This is a genomic window from Marinobacter persicus (assembly GCF_900114155.1).
GTDB lineage: Bacteria > Pseudomonadota > Gammaproteobacteria > Pseudomonadales > Oleiphilaceae > Marinobacter > Marinobacter persicus.
This window is the reverse complement of the sequence record NZ_FOSC01000003.1, coordinates 1-17,308: the sequence shown is the minus strand read 5'-3', so window position 1 is coordinate 17,308 and position 17,308 is coordinate 1. Positions and strand designations below refer to the sequence as shown.

Annotated in this window: 23 protein-coding genes; 7 read left to right on the top strand and 16 right to left on the bottom strand. The window is 59.4% G+C overall.

What is annotated here, in order from left to right; genetic code table 11:
- Positions 1–5 precede the first annotated feature (5 nt).
- On the top strand, positions 6–992 hold the full coding sequence (locus BMZ63_RS03825) for a PA2778 family cysteine peptidase (RefSeq protein ID WP_091701919.1): 987 nt from the start codon (positions 6–8) through the stop codon (positions 990–992).
- On the opposite strand, the gene BMZ63_RS03820 is transcribed toward BMZ63_RS03825, so the two are convergent.
- The 7 genes from BMZ63_RS03820 to BMZ63_RS03790 form a co-directional block, all read right to left on the bottom strand.
- A complete protein-coding gene (locus BMZ63_RS03820; RefSeq protein ID WP_091701916.1) occupies positions 966–1,622 on the bottom strand; it encodes a class I SAM-dependent methyltransferase in 657 nt (218 codons plus the stop codon). The genes BMZ63_RS03825 and BMZ63_RS03820 overlap by 27 nt on opposite strands.
- The gene (locus BMZ63_RS03815; protein ID WP_091701913.1) at positions 1,612–2,613 is read right to left on the bottom strand and encodes a CobW family GTP-binding protein; all 1,002 of its coding nucleotides are present in this window, start codon (positions 2,611–2,613) and stop codon (positions 1,612–1,614) included. Before BMZ63_RS03815 ends, BMZ63_RS03820 begins: the two co-directional genes overlap by 11 nt.
- Positions 2,614–2,672: 59 nt before the next feature.
- Positions 2,673–3,476 (bottom strand): ABC transporter permease, encoded by an 804-nt coding sequence (locus BMZ63_RS03810; protein ID WP_091702498.1) that lies wholly within the window; start codon positions 3,474–3,476, stop codon positions 2,673–2,675.
- Positions 3,463–4,071: an ABC transporter ATP-binding protein gene (locus BMZ63_RS03805; protein ID WP_227663502.1), complete on the bottom strand. Its 609-nt coding sequence runs from the start codon at positions 4,069–4,071 to the stop codon at positions 3,463–3,465. Before BMZ63_RS03805 ends, BMZ63_RS03810 begins: the two co-directional genes overlap by 14 nt.
- Positions 4,072–4,074: 3 nt before the next feature.
- Positions 4,075–4,464 (bottom strand): hypothetical protein, encoded by a 390-nt coding sequence (locus BMZ63_RS03800; RefSeq protein ID WP_091701911.1) that lies wholly within the window; start codon positions 4,462–4,464, stop codon positions 4,075–4,077.
- Between the two features lie 99 nt (positions 4,465–4,563).
- Complete coding sequence (gene thpR, locus BMZ63_RS03795; RefSeq protein ID WP_091701908.1) at positions 4,564–5,100, bottom strand: RNA 2',3'-cyclic phosphodiesterase; 537 nt, start codon at positions 5,098–5,100, stop codon at positions 4,564–4,566.
- 28 nt (positions 5,101–5,128) lie between these two features.
- The gene (locus BMZ63_RS03790) at positions 5,129–5,800 is read right to left on the bottom strand and encodes an SDR family oxidoreductase (RefSeq protein WP_091701905.1); all 672 of its coding nucleotides are present in this window, start codon (positions 5,798–5,800) and stop codon (positions 5,129–5,131) included.
- A 119-nt stretch (positions 5,801–5,919) separates the two neighbouring features.
- Between BMZ63_RS03790 and BMZ63_RS03785 the strand changes: the two genes are divergently transcribed.
- Entirely contained in the window at positions 5,920–6,969 is a 1,050-nt protein-coding gene (locus BMZ63_RS03785) for an alpha/beta hydrolase (RefSeq protein ID WP_091702495.1), read from the top strand.
- Here the strand turns inward: BMZ63_RS03785 and BMZ63_RS03780 are convergent, their stop codons facing one another.
- Positions 6,970–7,440 (bottom strand): DUF4442 domain-containing protein, encoded by a 471-nt coding sequence (locus BMZ63_RS03780; RefSeq protein ID WP_091701902.1) that lies wholly within the window; start codon positions 7,438–7,440, stop codon positions 6,970–6,972.
- 47 nt (positions 7,441–7,487) lie between these two features.
- Positions 7,488–8,093, bottom strand: a complete 606-nt coding sequence (locus BMZ63_RS03775) for a LysE/ArgO family amino acid transporter (protein ID WP_091701899.1) — start codon at positions 8,091–8,093, stop codon at positions 7,488–7,490.
- A gap of 109 nt (positions 8,094–8,202) precedes the next feature.
- On the opposite strand from BMZ63_RS03775, the gene BMZ63_RS03770 reads away from it, so the two are divergent.
- Positions 8,203–8,607: a DUF2721 domain-containing protein gene (locus BMZ63_RS03770; protein ID WP_091701896.1), complete on the top strand. Its 405-nt coding sequence runs from the start codon at positions 8,203–8,205 to the stop codon at positions 8,605–8,607.
- Between the two features lie 8 nt (positions 8,608–8,615).
- On the opposite strand, the gene BMZ63_RS03765 is transcribed toward BMZ63_RS03770, so the two are convergent.
- Complete coding sequence (locus BMZ63_RS03765; RefSeq protein WP_177187024.1) at positions 8,616–9,206, bottom strand: CPBP family intramembrane glutamic endopeptidase; 591 nt, start codon at positions 9,204–9,206, stop codon at positions 8,616–8,618.
- 44 nt (positions 9,207–9,250) lie between these two features.
- Positions 9,251–10,105 (bottom strand): crotonase/enoyl-CoA hydratase family protein, encoded by an 855-nt coding sequence (locus BMZ63_RS03760; RefSeq protein ID WP_091701893.1) that lies wholly within the window; start codon positions 10,103–10,105, stop codon positions 9,251–9,253.
- Between the two features lie 91 nt (positions 10,106–10,196).
- Between BMZ63_RS03760 and BMZ63_RS03755 the strand changes: the two genes are divergently transcribed.
- From BMZ63_RS03755 to BMZ63_RS03740, 4 genes are all read left to right on the top strand, one after another.
- Positions 10,197–11,171 (top strand): ribonuclease Z, encoded by a 975-nt coding sequence (locus BMZ63_RS03755; protein WP_091701890.1) that lies wholly within the window; start codon positions 10,197–10,199, stop codon positions 11,169–11,171.
- Positions 11,172–11,267: 96 nt separating this feature from the next.
- A complete protein-coding gene (locus BMZ63_RS03750; RefSeq protein ID WP_091701887.1) occupies positions 11,268–11,687 on the top strand; it encodes a universal stress protein in 420 nt (139 codons plus the stop codon).
- On the top strand, positions 11,688–12,527 hold the full coding sequence (locus BMZ63_RS03745) for a M90 family metallopeptidase (protein ID WP_227663500.1): 840 nt from the start codon (positions 11,688–11,690) through the stop codon (positions 12,525–12,527).
- A gap of 49 nt (positions 12,528–12,576) precedes the next feature.
- On the top strand, positions 12,577–14,769 hold the full coding sequence (locus tag BMZ63_RS03740) for an OsmC domain/YcaO domain-containing protein (protein ID WP_091701884.1): 2,193 nt from the start codon (positions 12,577–12,579) through the stop codon (positions 14,767–14,769).
- 70 nt (positions 14,770–14,839) lie between these two features.
- Here the strand turns inward: BMZ63_RS03740 and BMZ63_RS03735 are convergent, their stop codons facing one another.
- The 5 genes from BMZ63_RS03735 to BMZ63_RS03715 all read right to left on the bottom strand — a co-directional run bounded on the left by BMZ63_RS03735 (position 14,840) and on the right by BMZ63_RS03715 (position 16,852).
- On the bottom strand, positions 14,840–15,277 hold the full coding sequence (locus BMZ63_RS03735) for a PAS domain-containing protein (protein ID WP_218141218.1): 438 nt from the start codon (positions 15,275–15,277) through the stop codon (positions 14,840–14,842).
- Between the two features lie 35 nt (positions 15,278–15,312).
- On the bottom strand, positions 15,313–15,720 hold the full coding sequence (locus BMZ63_RS03730; RefSeq protein WP_091701881.1) for a GFA family protein: 408 nt from the start codon (positions 15,718–15,720) through the stop codon (positions 15,313–15,315).
- Positions 15,721–15,835: 115 nt separating this feature from the next.
- Positions 15,836–16,246: a GFA family protein gene (locus tag BMZ63_RS03725; protein WP_091701879.1), complete on the bottom strand. Its 411-nt coding sequence runs from the start codon at positions 16,244–16,246 to the stop codon at positions 15,836–15,838.
- A 71-nt stretch (positions 16,247–16,317) separates the two neighbouring features.
- Complete coding sequence (gene brnA, locus BMZ63_RS03720) at positions 16,318–16,599, bottom strand: type II toxin-antitoxin system BrnA family antitoxin (protein WP_091701877.1); 282 nt, start codon at positions 16,597–16,599, stop codon at positions 16,318–16,320.
- Positions 16,589–16,852 carry a BrnT family toxin gene (locus BMZ63_RS03715; RefSeq protein ID WP_091701871.1) on the bottom strand — a complete coding sequence of 88 codons (264 nt, stop codon included), beginning with the start codon at positions 16,850–16,852 and terminating at the stop codon, positions 16,589–16,591. The genes brnA and BMZ63_RS03715 overlap by 11 nt, the downstream gene beginning before the upstream one ends.
- Positions 16,853–17,308 lie beyond the last annotated feature (456 nt).

Here is a 17,308-nt window from a genome sequence, read left to right as displayed (position 1 = left end):
CTGACATGACTGGCTGCCATCTGGGCCGGGGGCTGGGTGCCGTTCTGGCACTTGGCCTTCTGGCCGGCTGTGCCTCTGCCCCGCCCTGGCCCGAGACAGGCGCTGCCCCCCAGGCCGAAGACATCGAACCGGCAACCGTCATGGTGGGCGACGTTCCCTTCTTTCCCCAGGAAAAATACCAGTGTGGGCCCGCCGCTTTGGCCACGGTACTGAATCACCGGGGACTGGACACCGATCCGGAAAGCCTGAAAGACAAGGTTTTCATTCCCGGCCGGCAGGGCTCACTGCAAGTGGAGATGGTCGCCACCGCCAGGGCCCATGGCCTGCTGGTGTATCCCCTGGAGCCGGAACTGGGCGCCGTGCTGGAGGAAGTGGCGGCGGGCAACCCGGTGCTGATCCTGCAGAACCTTCAACTGGACTGGTGGCCCCAATGGCACTTTGCCGTGGTTACCGGCTACGACCGGGGCGAGGAAACCCTGATTCTCAACACCGGGACCCTGGAGCACTACTCCATGCCCCATGACGTATTCATGGCCACCTGGGCCCGGGCCGATCACTGGGCCGTGGTCACCCTGCCACCAACTCAAACACCGGCAACCGCCCAACGGCTGCCCTACCTGCGGGCAGCCCACGATCTGGAGGCCAGCAACCACCCAGAGGCAGCCCTGACCGCCTACCGGACCGCAGAAGAACGGTGGCCGGACGATCCAACACCAATCATGGCCCAGGGGAATCTGGCCTTCAGCCAACATAGGGTGGAAAAAGCGACCGACCACTTCCGGAGGGCCGTTCAACGGTTCCCCGGTTTCGCCGCCGGCTGGAACAATCTGGGTTACGCGCTTGAGGCTCAGGGCTGCAACGTCTTTGCCTATCAGGCCAAGGCCTGCGCGGGTAACCTGGCGCCAGAGCGGTTCGATGACCAATCCCGGCCAACCGCCTCCTCAAACGCAGACCACTGCCCGGCTTTACCCAGCTGTCCGCTTGTTCAGTAGCACCACGTCCTTACGGGGAATCTCCAGCTGCCAGCCATAATGGGCTGCCAGCCAATGGAAAGTGGCTGGACGATAAAACATTACGTGCGTGGGGTCACGACGATAGTACCAGTTGTCGAAACGGGCATCGTCAGTCTGGAAGCAGGTCATGATGCCCAGCCAGCCACCGGGTTTGAGCAACGCGTCGAACTGATCAAAAACCTCTGCCGGCCGGTACAGGTGCTCCGCCACTTCGGTGCAGGTGATGAAATCGTAACGGGCTTCCAGTGCTGACGGGTCAGGATGGAAAAACGGGTCATACAGGGCCATGTCAAAGCCCACTTCGGTAAACATCTGCGCCAACGCGGGGCCCGGGCCACAACCAAAATCAAGTCCCCGGGCACCTTCAGACAGACAAGCCATCAACGGGTCTGCCAGTTTGGCCAGGAAACGGCGATAACGGGCATCGCCGGGATCGTTGTTGTGCAGTTCGTATATCTCTTTTTCCTGTTCGGCCGTCAGCCTGGACTGCGGTGCCATGATGGTGGCTTCACAATTCAGACACCGTAGATAGTCCTTCCCCTCCACTTGCCTGAACGGCACCGGCTGGGACTCCAGGCAAACCGGGCAATACTCCAGATCATTCGTCATATGAACTCAGCCCCGCCGCCGCACGCACCGCTTGATCCATCTCACTGGCCTTCAGAACGCCGGCACTGATCAACTCGATACGGCTCATCTCCCTGGCTTGCGAGTCAAACGCGGATAGGGCACCGTCCGCCATATTGATGACCCGCCAGCCATCGTCCGTGTTCACCACCGCCTTGAACCTGACAATGCGCTCATCGCCGGCCAACGCCATAAGCTGGTTCTCATCAAACCGGTAATCAGGATGAACACGCCATCCAAAGCTGAAATGCCCCTGGCCCTCGTTGGTCACCAACTGCCAGGGCTGGTCCTGTATATCCGGCGGCGCCGGCTCACTCCGGACGGTGTGGTGATGATGGGCATGGGGCGTGCTCACGTCTCTGGCATCGGGGCGGCCATCCAGCCACGCCGGCGCAAGCCGGCCCTGCCGGGTATGAAAGACATGCTGTTTGGCCGGCTCCAACTCACTGGCCCAGCGGTCAAACGCCGCCAGTTGCTGTGCGCTGCAGAGATCGGTCTTGTTGGCCACCAGAATGTCCGCCGCGGCTACCTGATCCCGGAACTGCACATTCTCCAACACTCTGGGATCTTCGAGCTTGCGAGGATCCACCAGCGTCAGAACCGGCCCCAGCGTCAGTACGTTCTGGTAATGCTCGCTGGTCAGTGTGTCCAGAATCCGGGACGGGTGGCCAAGCCCGGTGGGCTCAATGAACAGCCGGTCCGGCCTGGCCCGGTGAATCAGCTGGTTCAGGCCGATCTGCATGGGCAAGCCCGCCACGCAGCACATACAGCCGCCCGGGACTTCCCGAACGAAGGCGCCTTCCACCTCCAGCATGGCACCATCGATGCCCACTTCGCCAAACTCGTTCACCAATACCGCCCAACGCTCACACGCCGGCTTTTGCCTGAACAGATCAAGGATGGCAGTGGTTTTACCAACGCCGAGAAACCCGAGAATCAGGTTGGTAGGAATCGCGCTTAACTGATCCGTCATCGGCCGGGCCTCCAAAATGTTATACTATAACAAAAACCGGTAGCGGAGACCATCGCCACTCATTGGCTTGTGTTTATCAGCCGGTCCAGCCGCAGCCGCTCACGATCATCGAACAACCGGCGGCTACCCCAGCTCACCGCCATCACCGTGCCAAAGCCGGTGCCTACGGTAATCAGCAACATCACCAGAATCTGGTATTTTACCGCCACCGCCGGCGGGCTGCCCGCCAGAATCTGGCCGGTCATCATGCCCGGCAGGCTGACAATGCCCGCCGCCGCCATGGCGTTGATCGACGGCATCATGCCGCTGCGCATGGCTTCCATGCGTATACCCTCGATGGCCTCGCGCCAGCTCTGGCCCAGCATCAGCCGGTTCTCGATCACCGCCCGCTGGCTCCAGACCGAATCGTTCAGGCGGTCCAGGCTCAGCGCCACGCCGGTCATGGTGTTGCCCAGCATCATGCCCAGCAGTGGGATGGCGTATTGCGGGGTATACCAGGGATTGGGCCCGATAATCACGGTCAATGCCAGGATGGTCACGGCGAAGGAGGAGACAAACATCGCCCCGGTGCCTACGCCAAACGCCCAGAAGCCATGCAGCCGGCGTTTCTGGCGGGCCATCACCTCCCGCCCGGCGACCAGTAACATAACCACGGACAACAAGGCGATCCAGTACAGCTGTGCCGAAGCAAACAGCGCTTCCAGCACCAGGCCAATCAGGGCCAACTGAATACCGGTTCTGGCCGCTGCCACCAGCAGGTTGCGTGTTACCCCTAGCCGCGCATACAGGCTCACGCCCGCCAGCACCAGAATCAGCAACGCCGCCAGGCCGAGCTTCCACCAGGCCAGATCAATCACTTCCATGAGCTGGCTCCAGGTGATTGTCCACAATGTGCAGGTGCCGGTCGGCAACCCGCTGAATCTGTGCCTGGTCGTGCGCCACCCAAAGTACTGGCATTTCCTGCTTCCTGATTTCCGATAGCAGCCAGTTTTCCACGGCAAGGCTCATGTCGTGGTCCAGGTTGGCGGTGGGCTCGTCCAGCAGCAACACCCTCGGCTGACCGGCCAACGCCCGCCACAACGCCAAGCGCTGGCGCTCGCCCGAAGATAAACGGCTGATGGTCCAGTGCATGACTTCCGGCGGAAAACCCAAGGCTTCGGGCAGCGGCTCCTGATTGCCTTTCGGGAAATGGGCGCCCACTTCATCAAACCACCACTGGCTATCGGCGGGCACCATCATTACCTGTCGGCGCCAGTCGTGAGCCGGTACGGAGGCCTGTTCGGTGTTGTCCAGATAAACCCGCCCTTGGTGGGGCTCCAGGTCCGCCACCGCCCGCAGCAACCGGCTTTTGCCACTGCCAGACGCGCCCGACAGGCACACCACTTCACCGGCACGCACCGTCATGGACACATCGGCCAAAGTACCGATGGCCACGGTGTCCAGACGCAGATCTGGCACGGGTTACTGACCTTTGTTTTTCAGAAACCGCCCCATCACGCCTTCAGAAAGGCACACATGGGCCAGCGCGGGATACGGCAGGTAATGCAGAACCAGGGTCGCCAGGGTAACGGCATCCAGACCTTCACCCAGAAACAGCCAACCGGCGAAGGCGACAAACAGGGCACCGATAAAACCACCGTAGATCCACAAAAAGCGGGCTTTTTCCTCTTTGGTGGGCACACGTTCCAGTGTTTTGGCCAACGAAAAGGCCATATACAGCGCGATCAGTGCCGCCAGGATCAAGGATACCAATGGCCCGGTTATCCCCAGCAGGAAGCGGAACAGGTAATTGGCTAGAAAGAACAGAATAATGCCGGCAACGGCAACGATGGTAGTGCGAACTTTTTCCATGGAATCCCTGAGCTTATTATTTTGAAGGCTGATGGGTTGGCCAGACAATATGGCAGAGAGTTACGGCCGGTGTCACCCAGACAAAACGCTCAGTCGTGGTCACTCCACCAGGGGAAAGCGCTCGATCACCGTGTAAACCGATCCCGAATGGCCCGGCGTGCTCTCGAACAGTACGAACTCGGTCACCGGCATGGGCCCGAAGTGATTATTGCCATGTTGAGCCAGAAGCGGAGCCACAGAACCTGCCTGTTTGCGGAACCGGGCCAGGGTGATGTGAGGCTGAAAACCCGAATGGTCGGGCTCGAATCCCGCGTCGGCCAACTGCTTGACCAACCGGCGCTGCAGTTGCATCAGGGGCGTATCACCCGACACGCCGGCCCAGAGGTTGCGAGGGCTCTCCGCCCGGCCAAAGGTGTTCAGACCCTTCGCCTCCAGCTCAAAGGCTGGCGACTTAACCCGAGCCGCAGCCTGGCAAAGTTCCGGCACGCGCTCGTCGTCCACCTTGCCAAGGAACGCCAGCGTCAGGTGTAACTGATTGCAGTTCTGCCATTTAGCCCCTTTTACTGGCCGCTGAAGCGCCAACAGGCGCTTCTTGACGGCGTCGGGGATTTCGAGCCCGAAGAAGACACGGGGCATGCCGGGCACTCCTTTTCAGATATGCCCTTTACCAGGGCAACTCATCGCCGTTGCTGTGCCAGAACGAACCGCTGTTCTCCAGGTTCAGGTTGGCGATGCGCTCGGCCAGGCCCTTGGCGGATTCTTCCGGAGAGATAAAGCCACCGAAGTTGACCATGCGGGTTTGCACATAGCCCGGGTGCAGCTGAGCCACGGCAATACCTTTGGGCTTGAGGTCCACCGACAGGGATTTGCCGAAGGCGTTCAGTGCGGCTTTTGACGCCCGGTAGCCATACTTGCCACCGGAATCGTTGTCGGCAATGGAGCCCATGCGGCTGGTGATGTTGCCGACCTTGCTGCCCTCACCCAGTTGCGGCAGCAGTGCGTCAATCACCCGCAGCGGGCCGTAGGCGTTCACTTCCATCTGGGTACGGATGGAATCGAAGTCGATCTGGCCCAGCTCTTCGTTTTGCATCAGCCCTGCGTTGTTAATCAACAAACCGATCTGCTTGCCCGCCAGCGCGGCTTTCAGTTTCTCGATGCCTGCATCGGTCGTAACATCAATGCCATCCACCACTTCAGCGGCTACTTCGGCCAGTTCATCGGAAGACTGGCGACACACGCCGATCACCTGCTGACCCTCGCGGGCGTAGTGTTTCGCCAATTCCAGGCCAATGCCCCGGTTGGCGCCGGTAATCACTACAACGTTGGATGCACTCATGACTTCTCCTTTGAAATCAGTTTTGTTGACTGGATGACAACAACCCTATGGGCATACACTGTAAAACCAAGGTCGGGATCGGGCCAATTTGATGAGAAATCAGGGAGTCCAGCGTGGGAATCATCGGTTTTATTGTTTTGGTGGTGGCCTTTCTGGCCATTGCACCTCGCTTTCTGTTCGGCATTCGTGACCTCTCCCATCTGGATAGCACCCCGTATCCTGTTCGCCAGCAGCCACCTTCGGAGGGGCTGAATGAGGTGCTGGCCCAGATCCGGGAGCTTCATCAGACCGTCAAACCACTGAAGGGCAAAGCCAAGCTGAAAGCATTGCGCCACTTCATGGACCACTTGAACGACGACCTGGAAATCACCGCTGAGGTTCGTCCCCAGAGCCAGCCAGCGGGTGAGTGGGTACTGGCTCCCGGCGCCGATACCAAGCGCCGCATTCTCTACATCCACGGCGGAGGCTGGCTGGTGGGCAGCCCTCGCAGCCACCGAGCCATTACCGAGCGGCTGGCACAAAAAACCGGCGCCGCCGTGTTCTCCCTGGATTATCGGTTAATGCCGGAACACCGCTTCATGGATGGCGTGGAAGACTGCCGCGAGGCCTACCGCTGGCTGCTCGATAACGGCCCCAACGGCCCGGAACCCGCGTCCTTCATGGTCGTGGCCGGCGATTCAGCGGGTGGCAGTCACACCCTGGCGCTGATCGCCTGGCTGCGTGACCAGGGCCTGCGCCAGGCCGACGCCGCCATAGCGCTGGCGCCATCCACTGACCTTACACTGACAGCCCCCAGCAACCGGAACAACCTGGCCACCGATGCCCTGCTCGGCCCCATGGCCGGCCCCATGGGAAAAGTGCCCCGCTGGCTCAGTTGGTGGCTGACGCTGCTCGCCTTCCGGGTGTCGCCCACAAACCCGGCGGCCTCCCCTCTGAGGGGCAACCTTGCCAACCTGCCGCCCACCCTCATCCACGCCACCGACCAGGAAATGCTTCTGGACAACGCCCGGCGCTACGCCACTGCCGCCCGCAACGCCGGGTCGCCGGTGGAGCTGCACATCTGGCCCGGCCTGGTGCACGTGTGGCAAATGTTCCGCCAGCAACTGCCCGAAGCCGAAGAAGCGTTTGAGGATATTCGCCAGTTCCTTGAACAGGTTGAATCAAACTGATCAGCGCTTCTTGCGCACGTACAGAACCTTGTGAACCCGGGCCACCAGCTCGCCGTTGTCGTCCACCACATCCACATCCCAGGTGGGCAGGTATTTAGAGCCGTCGGCGGTCGCCTGGCGCACTTCCTCCAGGCGCTCGTCCGTCAGCTCGAAGTGGGCGCTGACGGTGCCCCGGCCCGGGCGCACAAAATCAATGTGGGCCGACTTGTCCCAGACCACATACTCGTGGCCCAGGCGGCGTACCAGCATCAGCATGTACATGGGGTCCACCATGCTGTAGAGCGAGCCGCCGTAATGAGTGCCCACGTAGTTGCGGTTCCACCAGCGCAGGCGCATTTGCACGGTGGCGGTGCTGAAGTCTTCGGCCAGATGCGTCACCTTGATGCCCGCGCCAAGATTGGGTGGGTAGAGCGTCAGCATGCGGCGCAAGGCACCGGCAGACGCAAACCAGCGGCGAAGGGTAGGGGTCATGGCATCGGGCTCCGGTAGCAGAATGGATTCATACGACCGTTTGAATACTACAATCCCCCAATAGCCAACTGCAAGGCAATCGCTGCCATCATCAGGCCAATCAGCCCGTCAATCACCCGCCAGGCTGCGGGTTTGGACAGAACCGGTGCCATTGAAGACCCAAACCACGCCAGGCCACCGAACCAGAGCACCGAGGCACTGCTGGCACCGGCCACAAAGCTGGCGGCATCTTCCTGCTGGGCACCGATGGAGGGAATCAACAGCAGGGTATCCAGGTACACCTGGGGATTCAGCAGAGTCACCGCCAGGGTGGTGAACACCACACCCTTGACGCTCCGCTGCGTGGCGGTGTCCGTTTCCAGGGCACTTCGGCCCCAGCCGGCACGTATCAATGCCTGCACCGCCAGCCAGCCCAGAAACACCACGCCCAGCCAGCGCAGAACTTCCAGCGCCTGGGGCATCGCCATCAGTGCCGCGCTGACACCAAACATACCCAGCGTGAAAAGAATCACATCGGAGGTCATGCACAGCCCGGCCGACCACCAGTGATGCTCCCGGCGGATGGACTGGCCCAGCACATAGGCATTCTGTGCTCCGATGGCAATGATAATGCCGCCACACACCACCAACCCGGTCAGATAACTTTCAATCACTGATCAATCTCTCCGAAGAAAACCCATAGCAGTTTCCCGGCATTATACTTGTCATGACGGATCGCTATACTCCATTTAACCAAGCAACTGAAACATCAAGGAATCCAGATTGGACCTCACCACACCCGCCCTGCTCTTCCCCGCCATTTCGCTCTTGCTCCTGGCCTACACCAACCGATTCCTGGTTTTGGCCCAGTTAATTCGCAAACTCAAGGAAATGGACACGGAGGAAGATCACGCCCTGATCGAGCGCCAGCTTTCCGCCCTGCGCAAGCGCATTGTTCTGACCAAGCGCATGCAGGCCTTTGGCGTGCTGAGCTTTCTGCTGTGCACGGTGTCGATGTTCCTGTTGTTCCTGCAGCTGGAACAGCCCGGCGTTGTGGCATTTGGCGTCAGCCTGGTGCTGCTGTCGCTTTCACTGGTGTATTCGCTGTGGGAAATCCAGATCTCCACCAATGCCATTAACGTGGAGCTGGAAAACTTCGAGTGGCGCAAGAGCAACCCTCACCAATAAGACATTGGTTACGGGCCCGGCTTCACGCCAAACCAGTGCGGGAAACGCAGCAGGCAGAAAATCGCCACCATGTCATACAGGGCGTGCCAGGCCATTACCAGCTCCAGGCTGCCGGACAACTGGTACGCCGTGCCCAGGATCAACCCCAGGCCAGTGGCCATCAGGAAGTAAGTAAAGGACACATAGTGCACCAGGCCGAACAACACCGAGGCGGCAATAACCGCCGTCCAGGGCCCGGTGTGCTGCAACAGCCACCCCTGCACCGCACCCCGAAACAACAGCTCTTCCCCCACACCCGCCAGCACTGACAAACTCACCAGCACCGGCCAGGAATAACTGCGGGCAAAGTTGTACAACCCACGCATTTGCTGGTCGAGGTTGTCGGGAAACAGGCCCGGGATGCGGGAAGCCAGCAGGATCGAAAAGTAGGTGGCCAAAGCCCCGAGTGCTCCGAAAAACACTGCCCCGGCCAGCCCCATATCGCCCCACTGCATGGGAATATCAAACAACCAGACGGCCACCAGGCCAACCAGCCCGATGCCCGCCTGGAACCCCAGCGCCGCCAGGCTGGAAATGGAAGATTTGCCCAGCTTTGCCATTAATACCTGCCCATCAACAATATCCCTCCAGACCGCGCCGGGAATCAGTCACTGAACAGCCCTTTGACCGGAAACAGATCGTCGTATTCCGGCGCCTGTTTCTGGCCCCTGGCCTGGAAGGTTTTCATCATGTCCGTGGGCCGGAACATGCCCGCCTGCCAGGTGGCCATGTATTTCAGGCTGTCTTCCACGCTGTGGTCCCGGCTGAAATTCAGCATCTCCTTGCAGCCGGTGACCGCCAGCGGAGAGTTGGCGGCAATGCTCGCGGCAATGTCCATCACTCCGGCCAGCAAGGCGTCCTGATCGTCGAACACGGCATTCACAAAGCCAAGCCGGTAAGCTTCCTCGGCGCCGAACTTGCGCCCGGTGTACGCAAGCTCCCGCACCACGCCCTCGGGCATCAGCTTGGGTAACCGCTGCAGGGTGCCCACATCCGCGGTCATGCCCAGCTCGGTTTCCTTGATGGTGAAATAAGCCTCTTGCGTGCAATAGCGGCTGTCGGCCGCGCACACCATGTCCAACGCACCGCCAATACAGCCGCCCTGCACCGCCGCCAGCACTGGCAGGCGAACTTTCTCCAGCGAGGTGACCGTGTCCTGAATCTGCAGAACAATTCTTCGCAGGTTTTCCGCGATGCGACCGGGGTCACCGGACATGGGCACCGCCTTGGGGTCGCTGAACACGCCCAGATCCATGCCGGCGGAAAAATGCTTGCCGGTGGAGGAGATCACAACCACCCGGGCATCGGATTCCGCCTCAATTCGGCGCAGGCAATCGGGCAGATCCAGCCAGAAGGCCTTGGTCATGGAATTCATCGCCTCCGGGCGACACAACTGCACATGGGCAATTTTCTGGTCAATCCCGACCCGGAAACATTCGTACTGGGCAAATTCGGCCACGGCTCGGCTCCTTTTTCGTTGTTCTCTGAATACCGTTTATGCTTTGCTTACCATTAGACACGCAACCGACACTAACGCGAAACGAGGCACGATGGAATTTACCTTTCTGGGCTCCTCCGCCGGCACCCCCACCCGCTCACGCAACGTGACCGCACTGGCACTCGGCCCTCGCGGCCCCAAACCCTGGTACCTGGTGGACTGCGGCGAGGCCACCCAGCATCAGCTTTTGCGCAGCCGCTATTCGGTCATGCAGCTGAAGGCGATCTTCATCACCCACATTCACGGCGACCACATTTTCGGCCTGCCGGGCCTGCTCACCAGCGCCTCCATGCTCGGCCGGGAAGAACCGCTGGATCTCATCGCTCCGCCACAGGTGGGCCGGTTTATTCAGGCCGCCATTGAAAACAGCGACTCCAGCCTGAGCTTTTCCCTGAACCTGATCAACTCCGAGGCCGAGGGTTTCCAGTGGCAGGACGAGTATTTCAGCGTGACCGCCGTACCGCTTTCGCACCGGGTACCCTGCCGGGCGTTCGTGTTCACCGAAAGAAATCTGGAGCGCCAACTGCAACAGGACAAACTAAGGGCAAACGGCATTGAAGCCGGCCCGGAATGGGGCGATCTGCAAAAAGGCAAAGACGTACAGCTAGCCGATGGCCGGTTGCTGAAAGCCGACGACTACACCTGCATTCCCCGGGCCCCACGCAAACTGATCGTCGCCGGCGACAACGACACGCCAGACCTGCTGGCTGACGCCTGCCAGGGCGCCCAGGTACTGGTACACGAAGCCACCTACACCCAGGATGTGGCGGAGCGTGTTGGCCCCTGGCCACAGCACAGCAGTGCGGAACAGGTGGCGCGTTTTGCCCGGCAAGCGCAACTGCCCAACCTGGTGCTGACTCACTTCAGCTCCCGCTATCAATCCGGGACTGAGGGCACGCCGAACATTAACCAGCTGGCTGCCGAAGCCCTGCGGCACTACAAAGGCCAGCTTTTTCTCGCCAGGGATTTCGACACCTACCGGCTGGAGAAAGACTTCACCTTGCACCGGCTGGAAAACAGTGGCTAATCAATCGCCCGGCCAAATCGGGTTGGCAGGTCGGCCGAATCAGTGTCACTCTGTCATTATTGGATGGTTCACTTAATCAGCAAAAGGAGCAACGCCATGTATCACGAGATTCTGGTGCCAGTCGATCTGTCCCACCTGGACAAGCTGGTAAAAGCCCTGAACACCGCCATCGACATGGCCAAGCATTACAACGCCAGGCTCCACTACGTGACAGTGACCAACAGCACCCCCGGCACGGCGGCCCACAACCCGGAAGAACTGGCGGCGAAAATGGAAACGTTTGCCAGGGAACAGGGCCAGGCCCACGGCATCCAGACCGATTACAAAGTTCTGGAGTCCGTGGACACCGCCGTTGAGCTGGACGAAAAACTGATTGGCGCCATCAAGGACATCCAGGCCGACCTGGTGGTGATGGCCTCCCATCCGCCGGGCATGGGGGACAAGCTGCACCTGCTGCGTTCCAACGGCGCGGAAATCGTCAAACACACCGACGTCTCGGTTTTCATCGTCCGGTAAGTGCTGGCCTCAAATCCGTTTCTTTTTGCACTGTTCGCCGTCGGGCTCATCGGCCTGACGGTGTTCTACCTGTTTTTCTTCCAGCGCTGGCGCAGAAACCGGACGCTGCAACACCCCTTCCCGAAGGCCTGGCGCACACTGCTACGCCGGCAAATGCCCGTTTACAGGCACCTGAGCGACCGCCAGAAACAGCAGCTGGAAAAGCGGGTTCAACTCTTCCTGAACGAAAAAGTCTTTTATGGCTGCAACGGCTTTGACGTGGATGACCGGGTACGGCTCACCATTGCCGGCCACGCCTGCCTGCTGATTCTCGAGCGCCCGTTCTCCGATTACGACGACGTACACGCCATTCTGGTGTACCCGGACGTGTACAGCGCCCAGACAACCGAAAGCGATGGCGTGGTGGTCAGCACCCACCAGGAAATCCGTGCCGGCGAGGCCTCCTCCCACGGGCAAGTGGTGCTGGCCTGGAACCAGTGCCAGCAGGCTGTTTCCCAGCCCCACGGCCCGCACAACGTGATCCTGCACGAATTCGCCCACCAGTTGGATTACCTGGACGGCAGCGCCGACGGCGCGCCACCGCTCAGCACTGAGCAGGCCCGGCGCTGGCAACAGACCATGAGCACTGCCTGGGAGCACCTGCAAACCACCCTGAAGCACCACCATAAACCCTGGCTGGACCCATACGGCGCCACCGAGCCGGCCGAGTTCTTCGCGGTGCTCACCGAGACCTTTTTCCAGCAACCCCAACACCTGTGGCACGAACAGCCCGAGGTGTACCAGGCGCTGCGCGATTTCTACCGGTTAAACCCCATAGACTTCAGTGGCCATGACCGCTAACCTCGCCGGACCATTTTATTCCCCACTCTGTTAATCCGGTACGCTGTCCATGGAAATTAAAGTCAATTATCTCGACAACCTGCGACTTGAGGCGAAATTCGACGATTTTAACGTCATTTCAGACCAGCCCATCCGCTACAAGGGCGACGGCTCCGCGCCCGGTCCGTTTGACTATTTCCTGGCCTCCTCCGCCATGTGCGCGGCTTACTTTGTGAAGGTGTACTGCAACGCCCGGGACATTCCCACCGACAACATCCGCCTATCCCAGAACAACATTGTCGACCCGGAAAACCGCTACAAACAGATTTTCAAGATTCAGGTGGAACTGCCGGAAAGCATCTCCGAGAAAGACCGGCTGGGCATCCTGCGCTCCATCGACCGCTGCACCGTAAAAAAGGTGGTACAGACCGGCCCGGATTTCCAGATTGAAGTGGTGGAGAACCTCGACGAAGACGCACAAGCGTTGCTCACCGCAGCACCCGGCGGCGAAGCGAGCACTTACATCGAAGGCAAGGACCTGCCCCTTGAGCAGACCATTGCCAACATGACGAAAATCATCGCCGATCTGGGCATGAAGATTGAGATCGCCTCCTGGCGCAACATCGTGCCCCACGTGTGGTCGCTGCACATTCGCGATGCCGCCGCCCCCATGTGCTTCACCAACGGCAAGGGCGCCACCAAGGAAGCGGCACTTTGCTCGGCACTGGGCGAGTTCATCGAGCGCCTGAGCTGCAACTTCTTCTACAACGACCAGTACTTCGGCCAGGACATCGGCAACAGCCAGTTCGTCCACTACCCGAACGAGGAATGGTTCCAGCCGGGGCCGAATGGCGAAATCCCGGACGGCATCCTGGACGACTACACGCTGGGCATCTACAACCCGGAAGACGAGCTGCTGGGCACGCACCTGTTCGACACCAACTCCGGCACCCCGGAGCGCGGCATCTGCGCCATTCCCTACCAACGCCATTCGGATGGGAAAACCGTGTACTTCCCCTCCAACCTGATTGAAAACCTGTTCCTGAGCAACGGCATGAGCGCCGGCAACACCCTGGCCGAAGCCAAGGTTCAGTGCCTGTCCGAGATCTTTGAACGGGCGGTGAAAAAACAGATCATCGAGGAAGAACTGGCCCTGCCGGACGTGCCGGACGAGGTGCTGGCCAAGTACCCGGACATCGTTGAAGGCATCCAGGCGCTGGAAGACCAGGGCTTCCCGGTACTGGTAAAAGACGCCTCCCTCGGTGGCCAGTTCCCGGTCATGTGCGTGACCCTGATGAACCCGAAAACCGGCGGCGTCTTTGCCTCCTTCGGCGCGCACCCGAGCTTCCACGTGGCGCTCGAGCGCAGCCTGACCGAACTGCTGCAGGGCCGCAGCTTCGAGGGCCTGAACGACTTGCCCGCCCCCACGTTCAACTCCATGGCCATCACCGAGCCCAATAACTACGTGGAGCACTTCATCGACTCCAGCGGCAAGGTGTCCTGGCGTTTCTTCAGCGCCAAATCGGACGTGGACTTCGTGGAGTGGGACTTCTCAGGCACGAACGAGGAAGAAGCCGCCACCCTATTCGGCATCCTCGAAGACATGGGCAAGGAAAGCTACATGGCCGTGTTCGAAGACCTGGGCGCGCCGGTGTGCCGCATCCTGGTGCCGGACTACTCCGAGGTGTACCCGGTGGAAGATCTGGTGTGGGACAACACCAACACCGCCCTGGCGTTCCGGGAAGACATCCTGAACCTGCACCGACTGAGCGAAGACGAGCTGGTGGCGCTGGTGGAGCGGCTGGAAGAGGCCGAGCTGGATGTCTACATGACCATCATCACCCTGATCGGCATCGAGTTTGATGAAAACACCGTGTGGGGCCAGCTGACCATTCTTGAGCTGAAATTGCTGATCTACCTGGCGCTGGGCGAACTGGAAGAAGCCCGGGAGCTGGTGGAGATGTTCCTGCAGTTCAACGACAACACCGTCGAACGCAACCTGTTCTACCAGGCCATGCACGCGGCGCTGGAAGCCACCCTGGAAGACGATCTGGAGCTGGACGACTACCTGCACAACTTCCGCCGCATGTACGGCAACGAGGTGATGGACGCCGTGGTCGGCTCCATCGAGGGCACCGTGCGCTTCCACGGCCTGGAAGAAACCAACATGCAGCTGGACGGTCTGGAACGGCACCTGAAGATGATCGAAAGCTACCAGAAGCTGCACGCCGCGCGGGCCAGGAAGGCCGGCATCACGCTGTAGATAAACCCGGGCTACCAGCCGGGTTGCCACCTGATGAAGGCAACCCGGCTGGCCTGCCATGCCCTTGTAACTACCCTTCTTTTTGCGCCTTTTCCAACTCGGCCAGACGCTTCTTGTTCTCCTTTTCCTTCTGGAAACGCTCGGTAATGTCCCGCCCGCTTGAGAGCACACCGATCACCTTGCCGTCGTCATCCAGCACAATCGAAAAGCCAAGCTCCACGTAAATCATCGAGCCTTCCGAATGAATGGCTTTGGTGGGCATGGATTGGCCCCAGTACTTGGTGCCGGCGTTTTTAATGGCCTCGTCATACCCGCGCCAGTGCGGCTCGCGCAGCTTTTCCGGAATGATGATATCCAGGCTCTCGCCAATGGCCTGCTCCTTGGTGAAACCGAACACACGCTCAGCCGCCTCATTCCACACCAGAATCCTGCCCTCGGTATCGGCAAAGATCATGGCATCGGGATTCTGCTCGATAAGCCGGCCCATCACCTCATCGTTCAGCTGCATAAATCCACCTCTTTATTGTGCATTATGAATACACCTTACAGCTGACCGTCGTAGACTGCCACCCCCTCGGGAATGGTGTACCAATCCTGCTTCTGGCTCACCCAGATATGGGCAGTGGGCTTGATGATGCTGGTATCGGATAGGTTCGCGGGCTTGAGCTTGATCTTCTCCGGCTGCTCCGGATTGAAGTGATAAATCCGGTTGCCGCAGGTAGGGCAGAACTTCGCGGCGCTGACATTGCCGCTGTCCGCCGGCCGGCGCCATTCCACCATCTCGCCCTGGAATGCCACCTGGGAAGCATCCACCACGGCGGTGATACTGAACGCACTGGTGGAAAGCTTCTGGCACTCCTTGCAATGGCAAGCCACGAACATCTTGGGCTCGGACAACAACTGGTAAGTAACGCCGCCGCATTGGCAGGCGCCGTGGATGGGGTAGGTCATGTCAGCCTCCTGAGACCGTTATCGTTTTCGGAGGAGTTTAGCTGTGAAATACAAGCCCTGCTGCTCAACCCCAAGAAGTCTTTAGCAGATCATCTCCATCGTCGCACCCGTGGGTCTACTGTCGTTCCGGCGGTAGACCCTCGAACTCCGGCACTTCACCAAGCGCCCGCTCCCAGCCTGCTCTGCTCGAGCTGAAGATCTGCGCAGTTGGCAACACAGAGATTTCAGTGTCCAAACACCCTGCGGGAACAACGAGCGCACCTGCCAGTTGGGTGTTTGGCAATGCGGAACCACACTGCTTGCAAAAGCTCTTGCTATGACGAGTGCCGGGAAGCGTAAAGGAAGCCACAGCGTCTGCACCCGCCAGCCAGTTCAACTGAGCAGACCGCGAAAACAGATTTGCCGCATACGCTGAGCCGGTATCCTTTTGGCAATGCTGACAATGACACAGGTAAAAGCTGTCAAAATCCCCGTAAACCTCGAATCTCACTGTGCCACACAGGCAGGAACCAGAGTGATCAGTCATTGGATTTCCTTTCAAGACTTTAAGGGGACGAATACACAATGAGTATCAGTTGCGACGATTCGGTTTCCGCTTTAACGCTCCGCTAAATCTGCGCCGCCTGCGGCACCACCATTGAGTGGCTTGTTAGCAGACTCTGCCTGAAGACGCTCTACCAACCACACCTTGATGATCGATTGGCGCGTAACGCCATAGCGCACAGCCTCACGATCCAACGACTCCACAACCCAAGCCGGGAAATCGACGTTGATTCGCTTCTGTTCCTGATTAACGCGGCGAGCAGAGGACAGATCGAGGTCATCGACGATATCTTCCTGCCCTTCCTCAAATTTCTTGTCGAAATCTTTAGCCTTCATAGAGCTCAACCTCCTTCTTGCGGGAACGCCTAACTGAAATCAGGCGAATACGCGCATCCCTGTACGTGACGACAGCCGACCAATGCTTTTCACCAATCTTGTCTATCAGCAAAAATCTCTGCTCATCCTCTGATTTTGCGCGGATCTCCAGCAAGTATGGATCTTTCCACAGCCCTTGAGCAGCAACGAAATCGATACCGTGCTTGTCCAAGTTGGCTTGGCTTATGGCTTCGTCGAATTCAAATTCATCCATGAGTACAAATTATTCCTTTTTTACTCACTCCGCAAGATTTGGAGGAAGCTGTAGTTGCTAACGCCGTGCTTTTCGGCGAAGTTGTAGCGGAGCGAAAAATTCGTCCGGCAACAGCACTTTGTATGGATAATTTCTTCCGTGTTTGGGTAAATTGAGGCCCACCCCCAGTGGCCGCTGGGGGCCTTCATGCAGCAGCTCGATGCCTGCAAGGTTCCTCTTCCGAGAGACCGATAACAAGTGTGCAGCGCTGCATGACTCTCAAGCGATAACTCGAACAGTCATCGGGGCCTCGAGCCCGTATAGCAAGGCAGAGTCAGCTTATTATGAACAACACGGAAATCCAAACCCCAGTCAATGTCGGTGTCGATGTCGGTAAAGCCAACCTGGACATCGCCCTTCATCCCTCCGGGCAGTTCTACACCATTCCAAACACCGAAGCCCACGTTCGTCGCTTTG